A 24845-nucleotide genomic window follows, 5' to 3' on the forward strand; every position below is an offset into this window, starting at 1 on the left:
TTCTACGATCACCGAGAAGAAGCAGCCATGGCCAAGGGTAAGTTCGAGCGCACCAAGCCGCACGTCAACGTCGGCACCATCGGTCACGTCGACCACGGCAAGACCACGCTGACCGCGGCGCTGACCAAGATCGGCGCAGAGCGCTTCGGCGGCGAGTTCAAGGCGTACGACGCGATCGATGCGGCGCCGGAAGAGAAGGCGCGCGGCATCACGATCTCGACCGCCCACGTGGAATACGAATCCCCGACGCGCCACTACGCGCACGTGGATTGCCCGGGTCACGCGGACTACGTCAAGAACATGATCACCGGTGCGGCGCAGATGGACGGCGCGATCCTGGTGTGCTCGGCCGCTGACGGCCCGATGCCGCAGACCCGCGAGCACATCCTGCTGTCGCGCCAGGTCGGCGTGCCGCACATCGTGGTGTTCCTGAACAAGGCCGACATGGTCGACGACGCCGAGCTGCTCGAGCTGGTCGAGATGGAAGTGCGCGAGCTGCTGAGCAAGTACGACTTCCCGGGCGACGACACCCCGATCATCCACGGTTCGGCCCGTCTGGCGCTGGAAGGCGACCAGAGCGAGATCGGCGTGCCGGCGATCCTGAAGCTGGTGGACGCGCTGGACTCGTTCATCCCGGAGCCGCAGCGCGATGTGGACAAGCCGTTCCTGATGCCGGTGGAAGACGTGTTCTCGATCTCCGGCCGCGGCACCGTGGTGACCGGCCGTATCGAGCGCGGCATCATCAAGGTGGGCGACGAAATCGAAATCGTCGGCATCCGTGCCACGCAGAAGACCACCGTGACCGGCGTGGAAATGTTCCGCAAGCTGCTGGACCAGGGCCAGGCGGGCGACAACGCGGGCCTGCTGCTGCGCGGCACCAAGCGTGACGACGTGGAGCGCGGCCAGGTGCTGTGCAAGCCGGGTTCGATCAAGCCGCACACCGAGTTCGAAGCCGAGGTGTACGTACTGTCGAAGGACGAGGGCGGCCGTCACACCCCGTTCTTCAAGGGCTACCGTCCGCAGTTCTACTTCCGCACCACCGACATCACCGGTGCGGTGCAGCTGCCGGAAGGCGTGGAAATGGTGATGCCGGGCGACAACGTCAAGATGGTGGTGACGCTGATCAACCCGGTGGCGATGGACGAAGGCCTGCGCTTCGCGATCCGCGAAGGCGGCCGTACCGTCGGCGCCGGCGTGGTGGCCAAGATCATCAAGTAATGCCCTCTGGCGGCTGCGGCCGCCAGGCTCGACGGCAGGACGGCGGCCTCGGTCGCCGGAATCCGACGAGGTGCAGGCGGCTCCGGTCGCCGGGTTCAGCGAAGGGCGGGCCGGAACCTTCGGTCCGCCTTCGCCGTCTCAGGGAAGTGCAGTCGTTCTTACTACACGCCAGTAGCTCAATTGGCAGAGCAGCGGTCTCCAAAACCGCAGGTTGGGGGTTCGAGTCCCTCCTGGCGTGCCAATCTGCCGCTCCCTATCCAGTGACCTCGGTCGCATAGCAGCAAGAGTCGGATGAACAGCAAGATCGAGCATTCCAAAGGCCCCGCCGCATCTTCCGGCGGCGATATCGTCAAGTACGTCATCGCTGCGCTGCTGGTGGTTGCCGGCCTGTTTGTCTGGTTCTGGTTCGGCGAGCCGAGTCGCGCGACGCAGCTGGGTAGCTGGTCCGGGCCGCTGCGTGCGCTGGCGGTGGTGATCGGCCTGGTGGCCGGTGCCGCGGTGTTCCTGCTGACGGCCAAGGGTCGCGAAGGCCGCGAGTTCCTGTCCGAGTCCCGTTTCGAACTGCGCAAGGTGGTGTGGCCGACCCGTCAGGAAGCCATTCGCACCACCTGGGTGGTGATCGTGGTGGTGATCATTCTGAGTCTGCTGCTGGGTGGGTTCGATTTCCTGATCCAGAAGCTGATGCAGTGGTTCGTGAGCCGTTGAGGAGAGTGCAGCAGTGAAGCGTTGGTATGTCGTTCACGCCTATTCAGGCTTCGAGAAGTCCGTGGCGCAAGCGCTGCGCGACCGTATTGCGCGTGACGAGATGCAGGAGCGCTTCGGCGACGTGCTGGTCCCCACCGAGGAAGTGATCGAGATGCGCTCCGGCCAGAAGCGCCGTTCCGAGCGCAAGTTCTTCCCGGGCTACGTGCTGGTCCAGATCGAGACCCACGACGAAGGCGGCATTCCGCGCATCGACAACGAAAGCTGGCACCTGGTCAAGGAAACGCCGAAGGTGATGGGCTTCATCGGCGGCACCGCCGATCGTCCGCTGCCGATCCGCGACGAAGAGGCCGATGCGATCCTGCAGCGCGTTCAGGATGGCGTGGAGAAGCCGCGTCCGAAGGTGCTGTTCGAGCCAGGCCAGATGGTCCGCGTCACCGACGGTCCGTTCAACGACTTCAACGGCGTGGTCGAGGAAGTCAATTACGAGAAGAGCCGCCTGCGCGTGGCGGTGCTGATCTTCGGCCGCTCTACCCCGGTGGAGCTGGAATTCGGCCAAGTCGAGAAGGCCTGAGCCCGCGCCGGCGCGGCTGCGCCGGGCGCCAAAATCTCTGCTATACTGCGCGGCTCCCTGTCCAGGCAAGCCGCCGGGCAGAACGGAAGCCGCCGCGAGGCGGCTTTCTGCGCACTTCAAAAACGTGATGGCGGGACACGTGATTTTCCCGTCGCGATGGGGAGCCTGCGGTTTAGGCGCTAGCACCCGGAGACACTAAAATGGCAAAGAAAGTCGTCGGTTACATCAAGCTGCAGGTGAAGGCCGGTCAGGCCAACCCCTCGCCGCCGGTCGGTCCTGCGCTGGGTCAGCGCGGTCTGAACATCATGGAATTCTGCAAGGCGTTCAACGCCGCCACGCAGAAGCTGGAGCCGGGCCTGCCGACTCCGGTCATCATCACGGCCTACTCGGACCGTACCTTCACCTTCGTCACCAAGAGCACCCCGGCCAGCGTGCTGCTGAAGAAGGCCGCGGGCGTCAGCTCCGGCTCCAAGCGCCCGAACACCGAGAAGGTGGGCAAGGTGACCCGCAAGCAGCTCGAAGAGATCGCCAAGGCGAAGGAAGCCGACCTGACGGCGGCGGAGCTGGAAGCGGCGGTACGCACGATTGCGGGTTCCGCCCGCAGCATGGGCCTGACGGTGGAGGGTTAAGCAATGGCACAGACCAAGCGACAGAAAGCGATCCGTGCTGCCGTGCAGCCGGGCAAGGCGTATTCGATCGACGAAGCGCTGAAGATCGTCAAGACCACCAGCAAGGCCAAGTTCGTCGAAGCCGTCGACGTGGCCGTACGCCTGGGCGTGGACGCCAAGAAGTCCGACCAGCAGGTGCGCGGTTCCACCGTGCTGCCGGCCGGTACCGGCAAGAGCGTGCGCGTGGCCGTGTTCGCCCCCGCCGGCGCCAAGGCTGACGAGGCGCTGGCCGCCGGTGCCGACGCCGTCGGCATGGACGACCTGGCCGAGAAGATGCAGGGCGGCGACCTGAACTACGACGTGGTCATCGCCACCCCGGACGCGATGCGCGTCGTCGGCAAGCTGGGCACCCTGCTGGGCCCGCGCGGCCTGATGCCGAACCCCAAGGTCGGCACCGTGTCCGCCAACCCGGCCGAAGCGGTGAAGAACGCCAAGTCGGGTCAGGTGCGCTACCGCACCGACAAGGCCGGCATCATCCACTGCACCATCGGCAAGGCCAGCTTCGAAGACGAAGCGTTGAAGAACAACCTGCAGGCGCTGCTGCTGGACCTGGTCAAGGCCAAGCCGGCGACCTCGAAGGGCACCTACCTGCAGAAGATCTCGGTGAGCTCGACCATGGGTCCGGGCGTCACCATCGACCAGGCGTCGCTGTCCCTGAAGTAATCGCAATACGGCGCCGCCCGTCAGGCGGCGCCGGTTTCACCCTTTTGAAGGCGTCGCCCGGGGCAACCCGATGCGAAGCCGTCAAAGACCGCAGGCGCGGTCTGCGCATACCGACGACGGGCAAGGAAGCTCGACACGGCAAGGAGTCGCCGTCGGTACAGCGGGATCGCTTAATCAGCCCCTCGGGGCCAGCCGGCGTAGATGGTGCCGCCTTTCTGGAGTTTTTCTGGTGCAGGCCAGCCCGGTGTTCCGGGCGCGCTCACTCCAGGTCTGGAACGGCCACCAACTGGGATGCCATGCGGCATCCCCGGCATCCAGGATGGAGGCCGCCCAGGACCGCAAGCGGCAGGAGCCGCGAGCGGAGTAAGTTTGAAGCAGGGATTCGGGATTCGGGATTGGGGATTGGCAAGAGCGGCGGTATCGCTCCTGACGCATCCCAGGTCGCGCATTTCAACTCCCGGCTTTAACGGAGGAGTGCAATGGCTCTCAATCTGTCCCAGAAGCAAGAAGTCGTCGCCGAACTGGCCGACGTCGCCGCGAAGGCCCACTCCTTGGTTGCTGCCGAGTACGCCGGCATCACGGTCTCCCAGATGACCGCGATGCGCAAGAAGGCGCGCGAAACCGGTGTGTACTTGCGTGTTGTCAAGAACACCCTGGCCGCGCGTGCCGTTGCCGGTACCGAATACGAGTGCGTCCAGGACGCGCTGGTCGGTCCGCTGCTGTATGCGTTCTCGACGGAAGAACCCGGCGCTGCCGGTCGTCTGATCAAGGAATTCGCCAAGGGTAACGACAAGCTGCAGGCCAAGGTCGTGTCGCTGGGTGGCCAGCTGTATCCGGCCGCTCATCTCGAGGTGTTGGCGTCGCTGCCGACCCGCGAGCAGGCGCTGGCCATGCTGGCACGCGTGCTGGCCGAGCCGGCGAGCATGTTCGCCCGTGCGGTCAAGGCCGTGGGCGACAAGCAGGGTGGCGGCGACGCCGCGCCTGCCGACGCCGAAGCGGAAGCCCCGGCCGAAACGGCTTAAGTTCGCGACACCTGAAACGGTTCACTAGAACCTCATCCAGAAAAAATTCCAAAGGTAATCACAATGTCCCTGTCTAACGAGCAGATCGTCGACGCAATCGCCGAAAAGACCCTCATGGAAGTGATGGAGCTGGTCAAGGCCATCGAAGACAAGTTCGGCGTCTCCGCCGCCGCTCCGGTCGCCGCTGCCGGCCCGGCCGTGGCCGCTGCCCCGGTCGAAGAGCAGACCGAGTTCAACGTCATCCTGGTCGACGCCGGCGCCAAGAAGGTCGACGTCATCAAGGCCGTCCGCGCCATCACCGGCCTGGGCCTGAAGGAAGCCAAGGACCTCACCGAGGCCGGCGGCGTCCTGAAGGAAGCCGTGTCGAAGGAAGACGCCGACAAGTTCAAGAAGGACCTGGAAGCCGCTGGCGCGAAGGTCGAAGTCAAGTAAGCAGTCCCTTGCATCGCCAGCCGTTCAAGGCGATGCACTGAAGGCTGGGGGCGAAAGCCCCCGGCCTTTGGCCGTTGTTGTAACGCCGGGATTGGATATTCGGCATTGGAGATTCGAGAGGCGGTCGCTGACCCATCCCGAATCCCCTCATCCCCAATCTCGGCTTCACCGAGTTGGTAGTTGGAAGTAGCGGGAGAAGGCGTGCTGGTGCCGGCAATACCAGCGACTTCCAACTGACAATTTATGTTCACTCAGGGCCGCGGACGCGTGGCCCGCATCAGCCAAGGTGATACCTCATGACGTCTTATTCGTTCACCGAAAAGAAGCGTATCCGCAAGGACTTCGGCAAGCAGCGCTCGATCCTCGAAGTGCCGTTCCTGCTCGCCATCCAGGTGGATTCCTACCGCGAGTTCCTGCAGGAGAACACCGACCCGAACAAGCGTTCGGACCACGGCCTGCACGCGGCCCTGAAATCGGTGTTCCCGATCTCCAGCTACAGCGGCAACGCGGCGCTGGAGTACGTCGGCTACAAGCTCGGCGAACCGGTGTTCGACGAGCGTGAATGCCGCCAGCGCGGCATGAGCTACGGCGCGCCGCTGCGCGTGACCGTGCGCCTGGTGATCTACGACCGCGAGTCCTCGACCAAGGCGATCAAGTACGTCAAGGAGCAGGAGGTCTACCTCGGCGAAATCCCGCTGATGACCGACAACGGCACCTTCATCGTCAACGGCACCGAGCGCGTCATCGTCTCGCAGCTGCACCGCTCGCCGGGCGTGTTCTTCGACCACGACCGCGGCAAGACCCACAGCTCGGGCAAGCTGCTGTACAGCGCCCGCATCATCCCGTACCGCGGCTCCTGGCTGGACTTCGAGTTCGACCCGAAGGACGCGCTGTTCACCCGTATCGACCGCCGCCGCAAGCTGCCGGTGTCGATCCTGCTGCGCGCGCTCGGCTACTCGAACGAGGAGATGCTCTCGGAGTTCTTCGAGATCAACACCTTCCACATCGACCCGAAGGAAGGCGTGCAGCTGGAGCTGGTGCCCGAGCGCCTGCGCGGCGAGACCCTGAACTTCGACCTGGCCGACGGCGACAAGGTCATCGTCGAAGCCGGCAAGCGCATCACCGCGCGCCACGTCAAGCAGCTCGAGGCCTCCGGCATCGCCGCGCTGGCCGTGCCCGACGAGTACCTGGTCGGCCGCATCCTGTCGCACGACGTGGTCGATGCCTCGACCGGCGAACTGCTGGCCAGCGCCAACGACGAGATCAGCGAAGATCAGCTGACCGCGTTCCGCAAGGCCGGTGTCGACGCCGTGGGCACGCTGTGGGTCAACGACCTGGATCGCGGTCCGTACCTGTCCAACACCCTGCGCATCGATCCGACCAAGACCCAGCTCGAGGCGCTGGTCGAGATCTACCGCATGATGCGTCCGGGCGAGCCGCCGACCAAGGATGCCGCGCAGAACCTGTTCCACAACCTGTTCTTCACCTTCGAGCGCTACGACCTGTCCACGGTCGGCCGCATGAAGTTCAACCGCCGCGTCGGCCGCAAGGAAGTCACCGGCGAGTCGGTGCTGTACGACAAGAAGTACTTCGGCGAGCGCAACGACGAGGAGTCCAAGCGCCTGGTCGCCGAGCATGGCGACAGCTCCGACATCCTGGACGTGATCAAGGTCCTGACCGAGATCCGCAACGGCCGTGGCGTGGTCGACGACATCGACCACCTGGGCAACCGTCGCGTGCGCTCGGTCGGCGAAATGGCCGAGAACGTGTTCCGCGTGGGCCTGGTCCGCGTCGAGCGCGCGGTCAAGGAGCGCCTGTCGATGGCCGAGTCCGAAGGCCTGACCCCGCAGGAACTGATCAACGCCAAGCCGGTGGCCGCCGCGATCAAGGAGTTCTTCGGCTCCTCGCAGCTGTCGCAGTTCATGGACCAGAACAACCCGCTGTCGGAAGTGACGCACAAGCGTCGCGTCTCCGCGCTGGGCCCGGGCGGTCTGACCCGCGAGCGCGCCGGCTTCGAAGTGCGCGACGTGCATCCGACCCACTACGGCCGCGTCTGCACCATCGAAACGCCGGAAGGCCCGAACATCGGCCTGATCAACTCGCTGGCGGTGTACGCCCGCACCAACCAGTACGGCTTCCTCGAGACGCCGTACCGTAAGGTCGTGGACGGCCAGATCACCGACGAAGTCGAGTACCTGTCGGCGATCGAAGAGAACGAATACGTCATCGCCCAGGCCAACGCGCTGCACGACGCCAAGAGCCGCCTGACCGAGCAGTTCGTGCCGTGCCGCTACCAGGGCGAGTCGCTGCTGAAGCCGCCGGCGGAAGTGCACTTCATGGACGTGTCGCCGATGCAGACCGTGTCGATCGCGGCCGCGCTGGTGCCGTTCCTTGAGCACGACGACGCCAACCGCGCACTGATGGGCGCGAACATGCAGCGCCAGGCCGTGCCGACGCTGCGTGCGCAGAAGCCGCTGGTCGGTACCGGCATCGAGCGCGCCGTGGCGCGCGACTCGGGCGTGACCGTGAACGCACGTCGTGGCGGCGTGATCGAGCAGATCGACGCCGGCCGCATCGTGGTCAAGGTCAACGAGGCCGAGATCGGCGGCGGTACCGACGCCGGCGTCGACATCTACAACCTGATCAAGTACACCCGCTCCAACCAGAACACCTGCATCAACCAGCGTCCGCTGGTCAACGTGGGCGACGTGATCGCGCGCGGCGACGTGCTGGCCGACGGCCCCTCGACCGACATCGGCGAGCTGGCCCTGGGCCAGAACATGCTGATCGCGTTCATGCCGTGGAACGGCTACAACTTCGAAGACTCCATCCTGCTCTCCGAGCGCGTGGTGGAAGAGGATCGCTACACCACGATCCACATCGAAGAGCTGACCTGCGTGGCGCGCGACACCAAGCTGGGGCCGGAGGAAATCTCCGCCGACATCCCCAACGTGTCCGAGCAGGCGCTGAACCGTCTGGACGAGAGCGGCGTGGTGTACATCGGTGCGGAAGTGCGCGCCGGCGACATCATGGTCGGCAAGGTCACGCCGAAGGGCGAGAGCCAGCTGACCCCGGAAGAGAAGCTGCTGCGTGCGATCTTCGGCGAGAAGGCTTCGGACGTGAAGGACAGCTCGCTGCGCGTGCCGCCGGGCATGGACGGCACCGTCATCGACGTGCAGGTGTTCACCCGCGACGGCATCGAGAAGGACAAGCGCGCCCGCCAGATCGAGGAAAACGAGATCAAGCGGGTCAAGAAGGACTTCGACGACCAGTTCCGCATCCTGGAAAGCGCGATCTATGCGCGTCTGCGTGGCCAGCTGATCGGCAAGGTCGCCAACGGCGGTCCGAACCTGAAGAAGGGCGACACCATCAGCGACGCCTACCTGGACGGCCTGAAGAAGTCCGACTGGTTCGCGCTGCGCATGAAGGACGAGGACGCCTCCGAGGCGATCGAGCGTGCGCAGAAGCAGATCCAGGCGCACGAGAAGGAGTTCGAGCGTCGCTTCGCCGACAAGCGCGGCAAGATCACCGCCGGCGACGACCTCGCCCCGGGCGTGCTGAAGATGGTCAAGGTGTTCCTGGCGGTGAAGCGCCGCATCCAGCCCGGCGACAAGATGGCCGGTCGCCACGGCAACAAGGGTGTCGTGTCGATGATCCAGCCGATCGAGGACATGCCGTACATGGCCAACGGCGAGACCGTGGACATCGTGCTGAACCCGCTGGGCGTGCCGTCGCGTATGAACATCGGTCAGGTGCTGGAAGTGCACCTGGGCTGGGCCGCCAAGGGCCTGGGTCGCAAGATCCAGAACATGCTTGAGGCCCAGGCCAAGGTTGCCGACCTGCGCAAGTTCCTGGCGCAGATCTACAACCACGACCAGAAGCTGGGCGAGGATCGCGTGGATCTGGACCAGTTCAGCGACGCGGAGCTGCTGGCGTTGTCGAAGAACCTGACCGACGGCGTGCCGATGGCCACCCCGGTGTTCGACGGTGCGACCGAGGCCGAGATCAAGCACATGCTCGAGCTCGCCGACCTGCCGATCAGCGGCCAGACCCAGCTGTACGACGGCCGCACCGGCGAGGCGTTCGATCGCCACACCACGGTGGGCTACATGCACATGCTGAAGCTGAACCACCTGGTCGACGACAAGATGCACGCGCGCTCCACCGGCCCGTACTCGCTGGTCACCCAGCAGCCGCTGGGCGGCAAGGCGCAGTTCGGCGGCCAGCGATTCGGCGAAATGGAAGTCTGGGCGCTGGAAGCCTACGGCGCGGCCTACACCCTGCAGGAAATGCTGACGGTGAAGTCCGACGACGTGCAGGGCCGCAACCAGATGTACAAGAACATCGTCGACGGCGAGCACGAGATGGTCGCCGGCATGCCGGAGTCCTTCAACGTGCTGGTGAAGGAAATCCGCTCGCTGGCGATCAACATGGAACTGGAAGACTGAGGGCAGGGAATGAGGAGTCGGGACTAGGAAACCGCCCGGGCGTTTGCCCACAGGCCGCCGGCGTTTCCTGTCCCGCCTCTCCGCTTCCAACGATTCCCTATTCGCTATTCCCGATTCCCGGAGAAATCAAATGAAAGACCTGCTCAACCTCTTCAACCAGCAGCGCCAGACGCTGGACTTCGACGCGATCAAGATCGCGCTGGCCTCGCCGGACCTGATCCGTTCGTGGTCCTTCGGCGAAGTGAAGAAGCCGGAAACCATCAACTACCGGACCTTCAAGCCCGAGCGCGACGGCCTGTTCTGCGCCGCCATCTTCGGCCCGATCAAGGACTACGAGTGCCTGTGCGGCAAGTACAAGCGCATGAAGCACCGCGGCGTGGTCTGCGAGAAGTGCGGCACCGAAGTGACTCTGGCCAAGGTGCGTCGCGAGCGCATGGGCCACATCGATCTGGCCTCGCCGGTCGCGCACATCTGGTTCCTGAAGTCGCTGCCCTCGCGCATCGGCCTGATGCTGGACATGACCCTGCGCGACATCGAGCGCGTGCTGTACTTCGAAGCCTACGTGGTGACCGAGCCGGGCCTGACCGCCCTGGAGCGCCGCCAGCTGCTGACCGAAGAGCAGTACCTGACCGCGCGCCAGGAGCACGGCGACGACTTCGACGCCGCCATGGGCGCCGAGGCCGTGTACGAACTGCTGCGCACCATCGACCTGCAGTCGGAAATGACCCGCCTGCGCGAAGAGATCGCCAGCACCGGTTCGGAAACCAAGCTCAAGCGTCTGACCAAGCGCATCAAGCTGATCGAGGCCTTCATCGAGTCCGGCAACCGTCCGGAGTGGATGGTGATGACCGTGCTGCCGGTGCTGCCGCCGGATCTGCGTCCGCTGGTGCCGCTGGACGGCGGCCGCTTCGCGACCTCCGATCTGAACGACCTGTACCGCCGCGTCATCAACCGCAACAACCGCCTGCGCCGCCTGCTCGAGCTGAACGCGCCGGATATCATCGTGCGCAACGAAAAGCGCATGCTGCAGGAATCGGTCGATGCGCTGCTGGACAACGGCCGTCGCGGCCGTGCCATCACCGGCACCAACAAGCGCCCGCTGAAGTCGCTGGCCGACATGATCAAGGGCAAGCAGGGCCGGTTCCGCCAGAACCTGCTCGGCAAGCGCGTGGACTACTCCGGCCGTTCGGTGATCGTGGTCGGCCCGACCCTGCGTCTGCACGAGTGCGGCCTGCCGAAGAAGATGGCGCTGGAGCTGTTCAAGCCGTTCGTGTTCGCCAAGCTGCAGCGTCGAGGCCTGGCCACCACCATCAAGGCCGCCAAGAAGCTGGTCGAGCGCGAAGAAGCCGAAGTCTGGGACATCCTGGAAGAGGTGATCCGCGAGCACCCGGTGCTGCTGAACCGTGCGCCGACCCTGCACCGTCTGGGCATCCAGGCGTTCGAGCCGGTGCTGATCGAAGGCAAGGCGATCCAGCTGCACCCGCTGGTCTGCACCGCGTTCAACGCCGACTTCGACGGTGACCAGATGGCCGTGCACGTGCCGCTGTCGCTGGAAGCGCAGCTGGAAGCGCGCGCGCTGATGATGTCCACCAACAACATCCTGTCGCCGGCCAACGGCGAGCCGATCATCGTGCCGTCGCAGGACGTGGTGCTGGGTCTGTACTACATGACCCGCGCGCTGGAGAACAAGAAGGGCGAGGGCATGGTCTTCGCCAACATCGCCGAAGTGAAGCGCGCCTACGACAACCGTGCGGTCGAACTGCACGCCAAGGTCAAGGTCCGCATCACCGAGACGGTGATCGACGAGGACGGCAACCGCACCAAGAAGGCCTCGATCGTGGACACCACGATCGGGCGTGCGCTGCTGGCCGAGATCCTGCCGGAAGGCCTGCCGTTCGCGCTGGCCAACACCGAGCTGACCAAGAAGAACATCAGCCGCCTGATCAACTCCAGCTACCGCCAGCTGGGTCTGAAGGACAGTGTCGTGTTCGCCGACAAGCTTATGTACACCGGCTTCGCCTACGCGACCCGTGCCGGCGTGTCGATCGGCATCGACGACATGCTGATCCCGTCGGAGAAGAAGGGCATCCTCGGCGAAGCCGAGCAGGAAGTGCTCGAAATCCAGGAGCAGTACCAGTCCGGTCTGGTCACCGCCGGCGAGCGCTACAACAAGGTCGTGGACATCTGGTCGCGCACCAACGAGCGCATCGCCAAGGCGATGATGGACACCATCGGCACCGAGAAGGTGGTCAACGCCAAGGGCGAGACCATCGACCAGAAGTCGATGAACTCGCTGTACATCATGGCCGACTCCGGCGCGCGTGGTTCGCAGGCGCAGATCCGTCAGCTGGCCGGCATGCGCGGCCTGATGGCCCGCCCGGACGGCTCGATCATCGAGACGCCGATCAAGGCGAACTTCCGCGAAGGCCTGAACGTGCAGGAGTACTTCAACTCCACCCACGGTGCCCGTAAGGGTCTGGCCGATACCGCGCTGAAGACCGCCAACTCCGGTTACCTGACCCGCCGCCTGGTCGACGTGGCGCAGGACGTGGTGATCACCGAGCCCGATTGCGGCACCACCGACGGCCTGACCATGACCCCGATCGTGGAAGGCGGCGACGTGGTCGAGCCGCTGCGCGACCGCGTGCTCGGCCGCGTGGTGGCCGAGGACGTGTTCCTGCCGGGCAACGACGAGGATCCGATCGTCACCCGCAACACCCTGCTCGACGAGCAGTGGGTGGCCAAGCTGGAAGAGGCCGGCGTGCAGTCGGTCAAGGTCCGCTCGACCATCACCTGCGAATCGGCGTTCGGCGTGTGCGCGCGCTGCTACGGCCGCGACCTGGCCCGTGGCCACCTGGTCAACATCGGCGAAGCGGTCGGCGTCATCGCCGCGCAGTCGATCGGCGAGCCGGGTACCCAGCTGACCATGCGTACCTTCCACATCGGCGGCGCGGCCTCGCGTGCGGCGGCGGTGGACAACATCACGGTCAAGACCACCGGTTCGATCAAGTTCAACAACCTCAAGTCGGTCGAGCACGCCAACGGCTCGCTGGTGGCGGTGTCGCGTTCGGGCGAACTGTCGGTGCTCGACGGCCACGGCCGCGAGCGCGAGCGCTACAAGCTGCCGTACGGCGCCACCATCACCGCCAAGGACGGTGATGCGGTCAAGGCCGGCCAGTCGGTGGCGAACTGGGATCCGCACAACCACCCGATCGTGTCGGAAGTGGCCGGTTTCATCCGCTTCATCGACTTCATCGACGGCGTCACCGTCATCGAGAAGACCGACGAACTGACCGGCCTGGCCTCGCGCGAGATCACCGATCCGAAGCGTCGCGGCACCCAGGCCAAGGACCTGCGCCCGATCGTGCGCATCGTCGACGCCAAGGGCAATGACCTGACCATCCCGGGCACCGATCTGCCGGCGCAGTACCTGCTGCCGCCGCGCTCGATCGTCAACCTGCAGGACGGCGCGCCGGTCGGCGTGGGCGACGTGGTCGCCAAGATCCCGCAGGAAGCGTCCAAGACCCGCGACATCACCGGTGGTCTGCCGCGCGTGGCAGACCTGTTCGAAGCGCGCAAGCCGAAGGATCCGGCGATCCTGGCCGAGCGTTCGGGCATCATCAGCTTCGGCAAGGACACCAAGGGCAAGCAGCGCCTGATCATCAAGGACACCGACGGGTCGGAGCACGAAGAGCTGATCCCGAAGTACCGCCAGATCATCGTGTTCGAAGGCGAGCACGTGGCCAAGGGCGAAACCGTGGTGGACGGCGAGCCGAGCCCGCAGGACATCCTGCGTCTGCTGGGCGTCGAGCCGCTGGCCGCGTACCTGGTCAAGGAAATCCAGGACGTGTACCGCCTGCAGGGCGTGAAGATCAACGACAAGCACATCGAGGTCATCACCCGGCAGATGCTGCGCAAGGTCGAGATCACCGACCAGGGCAACAGCAAGTTCCTCAACGGCGAGCAGGCCGAGCGCCAGCGCGTCATCGAGGAGAACGCCCGCCTGGTGACCCGCAACGAGCTGCCGGCCAAGTACGAGCCGGTGCTGCTGGGCATCACCAAGGCGTCGCTGGCGACCGAGTCGTTCATCTCGGCCGCGTCGTTCCAGGAGACCACCCGCGTCCTCACCGAGGCGGCGGTCCGCGGCACCAGCGACACGCTGCGCGGCTTGAAGGAAAACGTGATCGTGGGTCGCCTGATTCCGGCCGGTACCGGCCTGGCGTACCACAACACGCGCCGCCGCAACGCCAGCGGCCTGACCGAGTCGGAGATGCAGACCCTGTCCGGCGGCAGCGCCGAGCCGGCGGTCGAGACCTCCGCCCCGGCGGCTGCCGGCAGCGAAGAGTAAGCAACACGCCGGACCGGTCCCGCCCGCGGGGCCGGTCTACCACGCGAAAGGGGGCGCAGCGGAAGCGCCCCGTATTCCGGCCCCGGATGGGCCAGCAAGTAAAAATTCCGTTGTGTTGACGGCGCTTTGACTTGCCCGCTATACTTTCCTGTCTCGGCAGGCCGTCCTTCGGCCTGCCTTCGTTTTCACGCATCCAGGCCCGACGGCCTCAATCAGAAGAATCCACTGATGGCGACGATCAACCAGCTGGTCCGCAAGCCGCGGCAGGCGACCACCTACAAGAGCGCCTCTCCGGCGCTGGACAAGTGCCCGCAGCGCCGTGGCGTCTGCACGCGCGTGTACACCACCACCCCGAAGAAGCCGAACTCGGCCCTGCGCAAGGTCGCCAAGGTGCGCCTGACCAACCAGGAAGAGGTCATCAGCTACATCGGCGGCGAAGGCCACAACCTGCAGGAGCACTCTGTGGTCCTGATCCGCGGCGGCCGCGTCAAGGATCTGCCGGGCGTGCGCTACCACACCGTGCGCGGTTCGCTCGACGCCGCCGGCGTTGCCAAGCGTCGCCAGGGTCGTTCCAAGTACGGCGCCAAGCGCCCGAAGAGCTAAGGGAAAGTACACATGTCTCGTAAAGGTAATACGCCGCAGCGCGCCGTTCTCCCGGATCCCAAGCACGGGAGCGAAACCATCGCCCGCTTCATCAACATGGTGATGCTGAGCGGCAAGAAGTCCGTCGCCGAAAAGATCGTGTACGGCGCGATGGACGTGATCGGCGAGAAGAACCCCAACGCCATCGAGCTGGTGCAGAAGGCGCTGGACAACGTCGCTCCGGCGGTCGAAGTCAAGTCCCGCCGCGTCGGCGGTGCCACCTACCAGGTGCCGGTCGAGGTGCGTTCCTCCCGTCGCATGGCGCTGGCGATGCGCTGGCTGATCGACTCGGCGCGCAAGCGTGGCGAGAACTCGATGCCGCGCAAGCTCGCGGCCGAGCTGGTCGATGCTTCGGAAAACCGTGGCGGCGCCATCAAGAAGCGCGAAGAGACTCACCGCATGGCGGAAGCGAACAAGGCGTTCGCGCACTACCGCTGGTGACCTTCCGGGCCTTGGAAACGGGGCCCGCTGGCACCATCTGAGTGCCGCTAGCCGCGCCGTTGCGCGTGGCACAAATCCGAAGGCCGCCGCAAGGCGGCGTTCGGCCATCCGAAATCCAAGAAATTTGAGAGGCTCCCTGTGGCCCGTACCACTCCCATCGAGCGTTACCGCAACTTCGGCATCATGGCTCACATCGATGCCGGCAAGACCACCACCTCCGAACGCATCCTGTTCTACACCGGCGTCAGCCACAAGATCGGCGAGGTGCATGACGGTGCCGCGACGATGGACTGGATGGAGCAGGAGCAGGAGCGTGGCATCACGATCACCTCCGCGGCCACCACCGCGTTCTGGACCGGCATGGACAAGTCCATGCCGCAGCACCGCTTCAACATCATCGACACCCCCGGGCACGTGGACTTCACCATCGAAGTCGAGCGCTCGCTGCGCGTGCTCGACGGCGCGGTGTTCGTGCTGTGCGCGGTCGGCGGCGTGCAGCCGCAGTCCGAGACCGTGTGGCGTCAGGCCAACAAGTACGCGGTGCCGCGTCTGGCGTTCGTCAACAAGATGGACCGCACCGGCGCCAACTTCGACAAGGTCGTCGAGCAGCTGAAGGCCCGCCTGGGTGCCTACCCGGTGCCGATGCAGGTGCCGATCGGCGCCGAAGACGGCTTCGAGGGCGTGGTCGACCTGGTCAAGATGAAGGCGATCCACTGGGATACCGCCTCGCAGGGCACCGTGTTCGAATACCGTGACATCCCCGCGCACCTGGTCGACAAGGCCACCGAGGCGCGCGCGTTCATGGTCGAGGCCGCGGCCGAAGCCAACGAAGACCTGATGGACAAGTACCTCAACGAGGGCGACCTGTCCGAGGCCGAGATCCTGGGCGGTCTGCGCGAGCGCACCCTGAAGGTGGAAGTGGTGCCGGTGTACTGCGGTACCGCTTTCAAGAACAAGGGCGTGCAGGCCATGCTCGACGGCGTGATCCAGCTGCTGCCGTCGCCCAGCGACCGTCCGCCGGTCAAGGGCATCGACGAGGACGAGAAGGAAGACAGCCGTCCGGCCACCGACAACGCCCCGTTCTCGGCGCTGGCGTTCAAGATCATGACCGACCCGTTCGTCGGCTCGCTGACCTTCTTCCGCGTCTACTCGGGCACGCTGAACTCCGGCGACCAGGTGTACAACCCGGTCAAGTCGAAGAAGGAGCGCGTGGGTCGCATCCTGCAGATGCACTCCAACAACCGCGAAGAGATCAAGGAAGTGCGCGCGGGCGACATCGCCGCGGCGGTGGGCCTGAAGGACGTCACCACCGGCGACACCCTGTGCGCGCAGGACCACATCATCACCCTGGAGCGCATGGTGTTCCCGGAGCCGGTGATCTCGATGGCGGTCGAGCCGAAGACCAAGTCCGACCAGGAAAAGATGGGCATCGCGCTGAGCCGTCTGGCGCAGGAAGATCCCTCGTTCCGCGTCAACACCGACGAAGAGTCCGGCCAGACCATCATCCGCGGCATGGGCGAGCTGCACCTGGAAATCATCGTTGACCGCATGAAGCGCGAGTTCAACGTCGAAGCCAACGTCGGCAAGCCGCAGGTGGCCTACCGCGAGACCATCCGCAAGGCGGTCAAGCAGGAAGGCAAGTTCGTGCGTCAGTCCGGCGGTAAGGGCCAGTACGGTCATGTCGTGCTCGAGATCGAGCCGCAGGAGCGTGGCCAGGGCTACACCTTCGAGAACGCGATCGTCGGCGGCGTGGTGCCGAAGGAATACATCCCGGCGGTGGACAAGGGCATCCAGGAAGCGGTGGCCAACGGCGTGATGGCCGGCTACCCGATCGTGGACGTCAAGGTGCGCCTGATCGACGGTTCGTACCACGACGTCGACTCGTCGGAAATGGCGTTCAAGATCGCCGGCTCGATGGGCTTCAAGGAAGGCTTCAACAAGGCCAACCCGGTGCTGCTGGAGCCGATCATGAAGGTCGAGATCGTCACCCCGGAGGATTACCTGGGCGACGTGATGGGCGACGTGAGCCGTCGTCGCGGCATCCTGCAGGGCCAGGACGACAGCCCGTCGGGCAAGGTGATCAACGCGATGGTGCCGCTGGGCGAAATGTTCGGCTACGCCACCACGCTGCGCTCGATGTCGCAGGGTCGCGCCACCTTCTCGATGGAGTTCGACCACTACGCCGAAGCGCCGGCCAACATCGCCGACTCGGTCATCAAGAAGAACTGAGATTAGAGCGACGGGATGCGTGCCGCGGACTCGATCCGCGCCGCATCCCGCTCTCTCGTCCCCCAATACGAATCACGAGGTAGAGAAGACATGGCAAAGGGTAAGTTCGAGCGCACCAAGCCGCACGTCAACGTCGGCACCATCGGTCACGTCGACCACGGCAAGACCACGCTGACCGCGGCGCTGACCAAGATCGGCGCAGAGCGCTTCGGCGGCGAGTTCAAGGCGTACGACGCGATCGACGCGGCGCCGGAAGAGAAGGCGCGCGGCATCACGATCTCGACCGCCCACGTGGAATACGAATCCCCGACGCGCCACTACGCGCACGTGGATTGCCCGGGTCACGCGGACTACGTCAAGAACATGATCACCGGTGCGGCGCAGATGGACGGCGCGATCCTGGTGTGCTCGGCCGCGGACGGCCCGATGCCGCAGACCCGCGAGCACATCCTGCTGTCGCGCCAGGTCGGCGTGCCGCACATCGTGGTGTTCCTGAACAAGGCCGACATGGTCGACGACGCCGAGCTGCTCGAGCTGGTCGAGATGGAAGTGCGCGAGCTGCTGAGCAAGTACGACTTCCCGGGCGACGACACCCCGATCATCCACGGTTCGGCCCGTCTGGCGCTGGAAGGCGACCAGAGCGAGATCGGCGTGCCGGCGATCCTGAAGCTGGTGGACGCGCTGGACTCGTTCATCCCGGAGCCGCAGCGCGACGTGGACAAGCCGTTCCTGATGCCGGTGGAAGACGTGTTCTCGATCTCCGGCCGCGGCACCGTGGTGACCGGCCGTATCGAGCGCGGCGTGATCAAGGTGGGCGACGAAATCGAAATCGTCGGCATCCGTGCCACGCAGAAGACCACCGTGACCGGCGTGGAAATGTTCCGCAAGCTGCTGGACCAGGGCCAGGCGGGCGACAACGCGGGCCTGCTGCTGCGCGGCACCAAGCGTGACGACGTGGAGCGCGGCCAGGTGCTGTGCAAGCCGGGTTCGATCAAGCCGCACACCGAGTTCGAAGCCGAGGTGTACGTGCTGTCGAAGGATGAGGGCGGCCGTCACACCCCGTTCTTCAAGGGCTACCGTCCGCAGTTCTACTTCCGCACCACCGACATCACCGGTGCGGTGCAGCTGCCGGAAGGCGTGGAAATGGTGATGCCGGGCGACAACGTCAAGATGGTGGTGACGCTGATCAACCCGGTGGCGATGGACGAAGGCCTGCGCTTCGCGATCCGCGAAGGCGGCCGTACCGTCGGCGCCGGCGTGGTGGCCAAGATCATCAAGTAATGCCCTCTGGCGGCTGCGGCCGCCGGTGACATCGTCAGCGACTGCGGTCGCCGGCATCGCGAAGGGTCGGCGCATGCCGGCCCTTCGTCGTTTCGGGTCATGCAGAAATCTTGCGATTTGCGGCGCCGTGGTGTTGCGGAGGCGTGAAGTCGTCGCTATAATGCGCGGCTCGGCGTTCCTGGGTAGGGCGCCGGTAAGACAGCGAAAAGAGAGGCAGGACGCCGCTCGTGTTCGCAGGACCGGGAAGGTCGCGTCGCATGGAGCACTCAACAGCCCCGGGTTGTTGACGCTGCTCTAGCTGCGCATTATACTTTTCCGTCTGGGCAGGCCGGGTCGACTGGTCTGCCCCAGTTTTTGGGGCGGAGGAATGCCCCCGTCGAGCCGGATGCTCGGCGGTACGACATCAGGAAACAACCGGGGCAGGTATCCCAGAGGCCTTGCCCGTCGCTCTTTTAACGAAGGAACCCACCGTCATGGCGGACCAAAAGATCCGGATTCGGCTGAAGGCGTTCGATCATCGTTTGATCGACCGTTCGGCCAGCGAGATCGTCGAGACGGCCAAGCGGACCGGCGCGCAAGTGCGTGGCCCGATCCCGTTGCCGACCAAGATCGAACGCTACACCATCCTCGTTTCCCCGCACGTCGACAAGGACGCGCGTGACCAGTACGAGACCCGCACGCACAAGCGCGTGCTCGACATCGTCGACCCCAACGACAAGACCGTGGACGCGCTGATGAAGCTCGAACTCGCGGCTGGCGTCGATGTCCAGATCAAGTTGACCTGAGGACTACGACCATGACGAAGAAGTATTCGTTGGGCTTCGTGGGCCGCAAGGCCGGCATGAGCCGCGTCTTCACCGAAGACGGCCGCTCCATCCCGGTCACCCTGATCGAAGCGACCCCGAACCGCATCACCCAGCTCAAGACCGTCGAAGCCGACGGCTACAGCGCCGTGCAGATCACCGTGGGCGCCCGTCGCGCCGCGCTGGTCAACAAGCCGGCGTCCGGCCATTTCGCCAAGGCGAAGGTCGAAGCGGGTCGCGGCCTGTGGGAGTTCCGCGTCGAGGACGCGCAGCTGGGCGAGTTCGCCGTCGGCGGCGAAATCAAGGCGGACATCTTCGCCGTCGGCCAGAAGGTCGACGTCCAGGGCGTCACCAAGGGTAAGGGCTTCCAGGGCACCATCAAGCGGCACAACTTCCGCATGGGCGATGCCACCCACGGTAACTCGCTGTCGCATCGCGCGCCGGGTTCGCTGGGTCAGCGCCAGACCCCGGGTCGCGTTTTCCCGGGCAAGAAGATGTCCGGCCACATGGGCGCGGTGCAGCAGAGCACGCAGAATCTGGAAGTGGTCAAGGTCGACGTCGAGCGTGGCCTGATCGCCATTCGCGGCGCTGTGCCTGGCGCTGCCGGTGGCGACGTGATCGTGCGTCCGGCTAGCAAGGCATAAGGAGAGATGACGATGGAACTCGTTATCACGGGTAGCAACAACAAGGTCTCGGTCTCCGACGCCGTGTTCGGCCGCGATTTCAGCGAGGATCTGGTTCACCAGGTCGTCGTCGCCTATCGCAACGCCGGCCGCGCCGGCACCAAGGCGCAGAAGACGCGTTCGGAAGTCAACGGCACCACCAAGAAGTCGAAGAAGCAGAAGGGCGGTGGCGCTCGCCACGGCGCGCTGACCGCTCCGATCTTCGTCGGCGGTGGCGTGACCTTCGCGGCCAAGCCGCGCAGCTTCGAGCAGAAGGTCAACCGCAAGATGTACCGCGCGGCCATCTGCGCGATCCTCTCGGAGCTGAACCGCCAGGGCCGCCTGATGGTCGTCGACGCGTTCGACGTCGAGGCCAGCAAGACCAAGGGCCTGGTCGAGAAGCTGAAGGGTCTGGAAGTGGGCAAGCGCCCGCTGATCGTGACCGAAGAAGCCTCCGAGCATCTGTACCTGTCGGCCCGCAACCTTCCCTACGTGGAAGTGCGCGACGTGCAGGGCCTAGATCCGGTGTCGCTGGTTGGGGCCGACACGGTCGTGATCACCGCCGATGCGGTCAAGAAGGTCGAGGAGTGGCTGGCATGAGCAGCAACGAAAAAATCTTCAGCGTGCTGCGCGCTCCGCGTGTCTCCGAAAAGACCGCGCGCCTGCAGGAACTCTCCAATCAGTACGTCTTCGAGATTTCGAACGAAGCCACCAAGGCCGATGTCAAGGCCGCGGTCGAGCAGCTGTTCGACGTCAAGGTCGAGTCGGTCAACGTGTTGAACGTCAAGGGCAAGAACAAGTCCTTCCGTTCGCGCAGCGGTCGTCGCGGCGATTGGCGCAAGGCGTACGTGCGTCTGGCCGAAGGCCAGTCCATCGACGTAACGGCCAAGGCCTGAGGTACATCCCATGCCATTGATGAAATTCAAGCCCACCTCCGCAGGCCGTCGCTCGGCCGTGCGCGTGGTCACGCCCGATCTGCACAAGGGCGCCCCGCACGCTGCACTGGTGGAAAAGCAGAGCAAGTCCGGTGGTCGTAACCACCACGGCCGCATCACCACCCGCCACGTCGGCGGTGGCCACAAGCAGCACTACCGCGTCATCGACTTCAAGCGCAACAAGGAAGGTATCCCGGCGCGCGTGGAGCGGATCGAATACGATCCCAACCGCACCGCCCATATCGCCCTGCTGTGCTACGCCGACGGCGAGCGTCGCTACATCATCGCGCCGAAGGGCCTGAAGGCCGGCGACCAGGTGATCGCGGGTTCGGATGCGCCGATCAAGACCGGCAACACCCTGCCGCTGCGCAACATCCCGGTCGGTACCACCGTCCACGGGATCGAGCTGAAGCCGGGCAAGGGCGCGCAGATCGCGCGTGCCGCCGGCGCCGCGGTGCAGCTGGTCGCGCGTGAAGGCATCTACGCCACCCTGCGTCTGCGCTCCGGCGAAATGCGCAAGGTGCCGTCCGAGTGCCGCGCCACCATCGGCGAAGTCGGCAACGACGAGCACAACCTCGAGAAGCTGGGCAAGGCGGGCGCCAAGCGCTGGCGCGGCGTGCGTCCGACCGTTCGCGGTGCGGCCATGAACCCAGTCGACCACCCGCACGGTGGTGGTGAGGCGAAGGCCGGTCAGGGTAATCCGCATCCGGTCACCCCGTGGGGTGTCCCGACCAAGGGTTACAAGACGCGCCATAACAAGCGCACCGAACAATTCATCGTCCGCGATCGTAGGGGCTAATCGACCATGGCACGTTCACTCAAGAAGGGCCCGTTCGTCGATCACCACCTCGTCAAGAAGGTGGAGGCCGCGGCCGGTAGCAAGCGTCCGATCAAGACCTGGTCGCGTCGCTCGATGATCCTGCCGGAGATGGTGGGTTTCACCATCGCCGTGCATAACGGCAAGAACCACGTTCCGGTGCTGGTCAACGAGAACATGGTCGGCCACAAGCTCGGCGAATTTGCCGTCACCCGGACCTTCAAGGGTCACGGTGGCGACAAGAAGTCGGGCCGGTAAGGAGAGATGACGATGGAAGCGAAAGCAATCCTGCGCACCGCGCGCATCTCCCCGCAGAAGGCCCGCCTGGTCGCCGACCAGGTCCGTGGTCTTTCCGCCGAGCGGGCGGTCAACCTGCTGAAGTTCTCGGACAAGAAGGCTGCCCACCTGATCAAGAAGGTGGTGGAGTCGGCGATCGCCAATGCCGAGAACAATCAAGGCGCGGATGTCGACGAGCTGAAGGTCAAGACCATCATGGTTGATGAAGGTCCGACCCTGAAGCGTTTCATGGCGCGGGCGAAAGGCCGCGGTACCCGCATCCTCAAGCGCACCAGCCACATCACTGTGGTTGTGGGCGCCGCCAAGTAAGCGGAAAGGAAAAGACGATGGGTCATAAAGTTCATCCGATCGGAATCCGCCTGGGTATCGCCAAGGACTGGAATTCCAAGTGGTACGCCAACAAGGCCGAGTTCGCCGGTTACCTGGCAGCCGACCTCAAGGTCCGCGAAATGCTGCGCAAGAAGCTGGCGCAGGCGGGCATCAGCAAGATCCTGATCGAGCGTCCGGCCAAGACCGCGCGCGTGACGATCCACACCGCCCGCCCGGGCGTGGTGATCGGCAAGCGCGGTGAGGACATCGAGAAGCTGCGCAAGGAAGTGAGCGAGATGATGGGCGTCCCCGCCCACATCAACGTCACCGAAGTGCGCAAGCCGGAACTGGACGCGCAGCTGGTCGCCGAGTCGATCGCGCAGCAGCTGGAGCGTCGCATCATGTTCCGCCGCGCGATGAAGCGCTCGGTCGGCAACGCGATGCGCCTGGGTGCCCTGGGCATCAAGGTCAACGTCGCCGGCCGTCTGAACGGTGCGGAAATCGCCCGTTCCGAGTGGTACCGCGAGGGCCGCGTGCCGCTGCACACGCTGCGTGCCGACATCGACTACGGCTTCGCCGAAGCCAAGACGACCTACGGCATCATCGGCATCAAGGTCTGGATCTACAAGGGCGAGATCTTCGATTTCTCCCAGGTTGGCCAGGAAAAGCAGGACGATTCCCCGCGCAACGATCGTAACGATCGCGGCGACCGTGGCGACCGTCCGTCGCGTCCGGCCCGTGAAGCGAGGTAACGGCAATGTTGCAACCCAAGCGAACCAAATACCGCAAGATGCACAAGGGTCGTAACGACGGCCTGGCGTGGAGCGGAAACGCCGTCAGCTTCGGCGAGTACGGGCTGAAGGCCACGGCGCACGGTCAGCTGACCGCGCGCCAGATCGAGGCGGCGCGCCGCTCGATCAGCCGCTACGTCAAGCGCGGCGGCAAGATGTGGATCCGCGTGTTCCCGGACAAGCCGATCACCAAGAAGCCGATCGAAGTGCGAATGGGCTCCGGTAAGGGTAACGTCGAGTACTGGGTCGCGCAGATCCAGCCCGGTCGCATGATCTATGAAATCGAAGGCGTCGGCGAAGATGTCGCGCGCGAGGCGTTCCGCCTGGCCGCTGCCAAGCTTTCGGTGACCACCACCTTCGTGACCCGGACGGTACGCTGATGGACATCAAACAACTCCGCGAGAAGTCGGCCGACGATCTGAAGGCCCACCTGACCGATCTGCGCAAGGAGCAGTTCGCCCTGCGCATGCAGCAGGTCACCGGGCAGCTGCCGAAGACTCACGAAACCCGCCGGGTGCGCCGCGAGATCGCTCGCGTCAAGCACCTGCTCGGCAGCACGAAGTAAGGATGGCCGCGATGAGCGACAATAACGAAAGCAAGACGCTGCGCACGGTCGAAGGCCGTGTGGTCAGCAACAAGATGGACAAGACCGTCACCGTGCTGGTGGAGCGTCAGGTCAAGCATGCGCTGTACGGCAAGTACATCAAGCGCTCGACCAAGCTCCACGCCCACGATGCCGACAACGCCTGCAACGAAGGCGATGTCGTGCGCGTGACCGAGATTGCGCCGATGTCCAAGACCAAGAACTGGCGGGTGGTGGAAATCGTCACCCGCGCGGCCGAATAAGGGAGATCTGAATCATGATCCAGATGCAGAGCTACCTCGACGTCGCCGACAATTCCGGTGCCAAGGAAGTGATGTGCATCAAGGTGCTCGGCGGCTCCAAGCGCCGCTACGCGCACATTGGCGACATCATCAAGGTCACCGTCAAGGACGCGATTCCGCGCGGCAAGGTCAAGAAGGGCGAAGTCTACGACGCCGTCGTCGTGCGTACCCGCAAGGGCGTGCGTCGTCCGGACGGTTCGTTGATCCGCTTCGATGGCAACGCCGCGGTGTTGCTCAACAACAAGCAGGAGCCGATCGGTACGCGCATCTTCGGGCCTGTGACCCGCGAGCTGCGTTCCGAGAAGTTCATGAAGATCGTCTCGCTCGCTCCCGAAGTGCTGTGAGCGGAGGACATACACATGGCTAACCGTATCAAGAAGGGCGACCAGGTCGTCGTCACCACCGGCAAGGACAAGGGCAAGCAGGGCGAAGTCGTCCGCGTCGACGGCGACCGCGTGGTCGTCTCCAACGCGAACATCGTCAAGCGCCACACCAAGCCGAACCCGCAGGCGGGCGTCGCCGGCGGCGTGGTCGAGCGCGAAGCGTCGATCCATATTTCCAACGTTGCGATCCTCAACCCGGCCACGGGCAAGGGCGACCGCGTTGGCTTCAAGGTGCTGGAGGATGGACGCAAACTGCGTGTGTTCCGCTCCAGCGGTGAGGCGCTCGACGCCTGAG

Annotated in this window: 26 protein-coding genes and 1 tRNA gene; all 27 read left to right on the forward strand. The window is 64.9% G+C overall.

Features of this window, described 5'->3' with window-relative positions:
• Nucleotides 1-27 precede the first annotated feature (27 nt).
• The 27 genes from tuf (AC1PLR_RS04110) to rplX all read left to right on the forward strand — a co-directional run bounded on the left by tuf (AC1PLR_RS04110) (nucleotide 28) and on the right by rplX (nucleotide 24844).
• Nucleotides 28-1218 carry an elongation factor Tu gene (gene tuf / locus AC1PLR_RS04110; RefSeq protein ID WP_043093035.1) on the forward strand — a complete coding sequence of 397 codons (1191 nt, stop codon included), beginning with the start codon at nucleotides 28-30 and terminating at the stop codon, nucleotides 1216-1218.
• Nucleotides 1219-1383: 165 nt separating this feature from the next.
• Nucleotides 1384-1459 (forward strand) — tRNA-Trp (locus AC1PLR_RS04115).
• A gap of 50 nt (nucleotides 1460-1509) precedes the next feature.
• Entirely contained in the window at nucleotides 1510-1923 is a 414-nt protein-coding gene (gene secE / locus AC1PLR_RS04120; RefSeq protein WP_010341346.1) for a preprotein translocase subunit SecE, read from the forward strand.
• Nucleotides 1924-1936: 13 nt separating this feature from the next.
• Nucleotides 1937-2494 (forward strand): transcription termination/antitermination protein NusG, encoded by a 558-nt coding sequence (nusG, locus tag AC1PLR_RS04125; RefSeq protein WP_010341344.1) that lies wholly within the window; start codon nucleotides 1937-1939, stop codon nucleotides 2492-2494.
• Between the two features lie 200 nt (nucleotides 2495-2694).
• Nucleotides 2695-3123: a 50S ribosomal protein L11 gene (gene rplK, locus AC1PLR_RS04130; protein ID WP_010341342.1), complete on the forward strand. Its 429-nt coding sequence runs from the start codon at nucleotides 2695-2697 to the stop codon at nucleotides 3121-3123.
• A 3-nt stretch (nucleotides 3124-3126) separates the two neighbouring features.
• Nucleotides 3127-3825, forward strand: a complete 699-nt coding sequence (rplA, locus tag AC1PLR_RS04135) for a 50S ribosomal protein L1 (RefSeq protein ID WP_010341341.1) — start codon at nucleotides 3127-3129, stop codon at nucleotides 3823-3825.
• A gap of 479 nt (nucleotides 3826-4304) precedes the next feature.
• On the forward strand, nucleotides 4305-4847 hold the full coding sequence (rplJ, locus tag AC1PLR_RS04140) for a 50S ribosomal protein L10 (protein ID WP_010341340.1): 543 nt from the start codon (nucleotides 4305-4307) through the stop codon (nucleotides 4845-4847).
• A 63-nt stretch (nucleotides 4848-4910) separates the two neighbouring features.
• Nucleotides 4911-5279 carry a 50S ribosomal protein L7/L12 gene (gene rplL / locus AC1PLR_RS04145; RefSeq protein ID WP_019797548.1) on the forward strand — a complete coding sequence of 123 codons (369 nt, stop codon included), beginning with the start codon at nucleotides 4911-4913 and terminating at the stop codon, nucleotides 5277-5279.
• Between the two features lie 296 nt (nucleotides 5280-5575).
• Entirely contained in the window at nucleotides 5576-9727 is a 4152-nt protein-coding gene (gene rpoB, locus AC1PLR_RS04150; protein ID WP_010341337.1) for a DNA-directed RNA polymerase subunit beta, read from the forward strand.
• A 130-nt stretch (nucleotides 9728-9857) separates the two neighbouring features.
• Nucleotides 9858-14075: a DNA-directed RNA polymerase subunit beta' gene (gene rpoC, locus AC1PLR_RS04155; protein ID WP_017908394.1), complete on the forward strand. Its 4218-nt coding sequence runs from the start codon at nucleotides 9858-9860 to the stop codon at nucleotides 14073-14075.
• A 228-nt stretch (nucleotides 14076-14303) separates the two neighbouring features.
• The gene (rpsL, locus tag AC1PLR_RS04160; protein WP_003469157.1) at nucleotides 14304-14678 is read left to right on the forward strand and encodes a 30S ribosomal protein S12; all 375 of its coding nucleotides are present in this window, start codon (nucleotides 14304-14306) and stop codon (nucleotides 14676-14678) included.
• A gap of 12 nt (nucleotides 14679-14690) precedes the next feature.
• On the forward strand, nucleotides 14691-15158 hold the full coding sequence (rpsG, locus tag AC1PLR_RS04165) for a 30S ribosomal protein S7 (protein ID WP_010341334.1): 468 nt from the start codon (nucleotides 14691-14693) through the stop codon (nucleotides 15156-15158).
• Nucleotides 15159-15296: 138 nt separating this feature from the next.
• A complete protein-coding gene (fusA, locus tag AC1PLR_RS04170) occupies nucleotides 15297-17387 on the forward strand; it encodes an elongation factor G (protein WP_010341333.1) in 2091 nt (696 codons plus the stop codon).
• 90 nt (nucleotides 17388-17477) lie between these two features.
• Complete coding sequence (tuf, locus tag AC1PLR_RS04175; protein ID WP_152182225.1) at nucleotides 17478-18668, forward strand: elongation factor Tu; 1191 nt, start codon at nucleotides 17478-17480, stop codon at nucleotides 18666-18668.
• Between the two features lie 473 nt (nucleotides 18669-19141).
• Entirely contained in the window at nucleotides 19142-19453 is a 312-nt protein-coding gene (rpsJ, locus tag AC1PLR_RS04180) for a 30S ribosomal protein S10 (protein ID WP_010341589.1), read from the forward strand.
• An 11-nt stretch (nucleotides 19454-19464) separates the two neighbouring features.
• Nucleotides 19465-20115 carry a 50S ribosomal protein L3 gene (gene rplC, locus AC1PLR_RS04185; RefSeq protein ID WP_010341590.1) on the forward strand — a complete coding sequence of 217 codons (651 nt, stop codon included), beginning with the start codon at nucleotides 19465-19467 and terminating at the stop codon, nucleotides 20113-20115.
• Nucleotides 20116-20127: 12 nt separating this feature from the next.
• Nucleotides 20128-20733, forward strand: a complete 606-nt coding sequence (gene rplD, locus AC1PLR_RS04190; protein WP_010341591.1) for a 50S ribosomal protein L4 — start codon at nucleotides 20128-20130, stop codon at nucleotides 20731-20733.
• Nucleotides 20730-21029: a 50S ribosomal protein L23 gene (gene rplW / locus AC1PLR_RS04195; RefSeq protein ID WP_010341592.1), complete on the forward strand. Its 300-nt coding sequence runs from the start codon at nucleotides 20730-20732 to the stop codon at nucleotides 21027-21029. Before rplD ends, rplW begins: the two co-directional genes overlap by 4 nt.
• Before the next feature lie 10 nt (nucleotides 21030-21039).
• Nucleotides 21040-21867, forward strand: coding sequence for a 50S ribosomal protein L2 (gene rplB / locus AC1PLR_RS04200; protein ID WP_010341593.1), 828 nt, complete (start codon nucleotides 21040-21042; stop codon nucleotides 21865-21867).
• Between the two features lie 6 nt (nucleotides 21868-21873).
• Entirely contained in the window at nucleotides 21874-22143 is a 270-nt protein-coding gene (gene rpsS, locus AC1PLR_RS04205) for a 30S ribosomal protein S19 (protein ID WP_010341594.1), read from the forward strand.
• A gap of 12 nt (nucleotides 22144-22155) precedes the next feature.
• Nucleotides 22156-22491: a 50S ribosomal protein L22 gene (rplV, locus tag AC1PLR_RS04210; protein ID WP_003470663.1), complete on the forward strand. Its 336-nt coding sequence runs from the start codon at nucleotides 22156-22158 to the stop codon at nucleotides 22489-22491.
• Between the two features lie 17 nt (nucleotides 22492-22508).
• Nucleotides 22509-23243 (forward strand): 30S ribosomal protein S3, encoded by a 735-nt coding sequence (rpsC, locus tag AC1PLR_RS04215; protein ID WP_010341595.1) that lies wholly within the window; start codon nucleotides 22509-22511, stop codon nucleotides 23241-23243.
• A 5-nt stretch (nucleotides 23244-23248) separates the two neighbouring features.
• A complete protein-coding gene (gene rplP, locus AC1PLR_RS04220) occupies nucleotides 23249-23662 on the forward strand; it encodes a 50S ribosomal protein L16 (protein ID WP_003470657.1) in 414 nt (137 codons plus the stop codon).
• Nucleotides 23662-23847, forward strand: a complete 186-nt coding sequence (gene rpmC / locus AC1PLR_RS04225; protein ID WP_010341597.1) for a 50S ribosomal protein L29 — start codon at nucleotides 23662-23664, stop codon at nucleotides 23845-23847. Before rplP ends, rpmC begins: the two co-directional genes overlap by 1 nt.
• A gap of 11 nt (nucleotides 23848-23858) precedes the next feature.
• Nucleotides 23859-24128 carry a 30S ribosomal protein S17 gene (gene rpsQ, locus AC1PLR_RS04230; RefSeq protein WP_010341599.1) on the forward strand — a complete coding sequence of 90 codons (270 nt, stop codon included), beginning with the start codon at nucleotides 23859-23861 and terminating at the stop codon, nucleotides 24126-24128.
• A 14-nt stretch (nucleotides 24129-24142) separates the two neighbouring features.
• Nucleotides 24143-24511, forward strand: coding sequence for a 50S ribosomal protein L14 (gene rplN / locus AC1PLR_RS04235; RefSeq protein WP_003486699.1), 369 nt, complete (start codon nucleotides 24143-24145; stop codon nucleotides 24509-24511).
• A gap of 15 nt (nucleotides 24512-24526) precedes the next feature.
• On the forward strand, nucleotides 24527-24844 hold the full coding sequence (gene rplX / locus AC1PLR_RS04240) for a 50S ribosomal protein L24 (RefSeq protein ID WP_010341604.1): 318 nt from the start codon (nucleotides 24527-24529) through the stop codon (nucleotides 24842-24844).
• The last annotated feature ends 1 nt before the right edge of the window (nucleotide 24845 follow it).

Source organism: Xanthomonas sp. NCPPB 3570 (assembly GCF_056725115.1).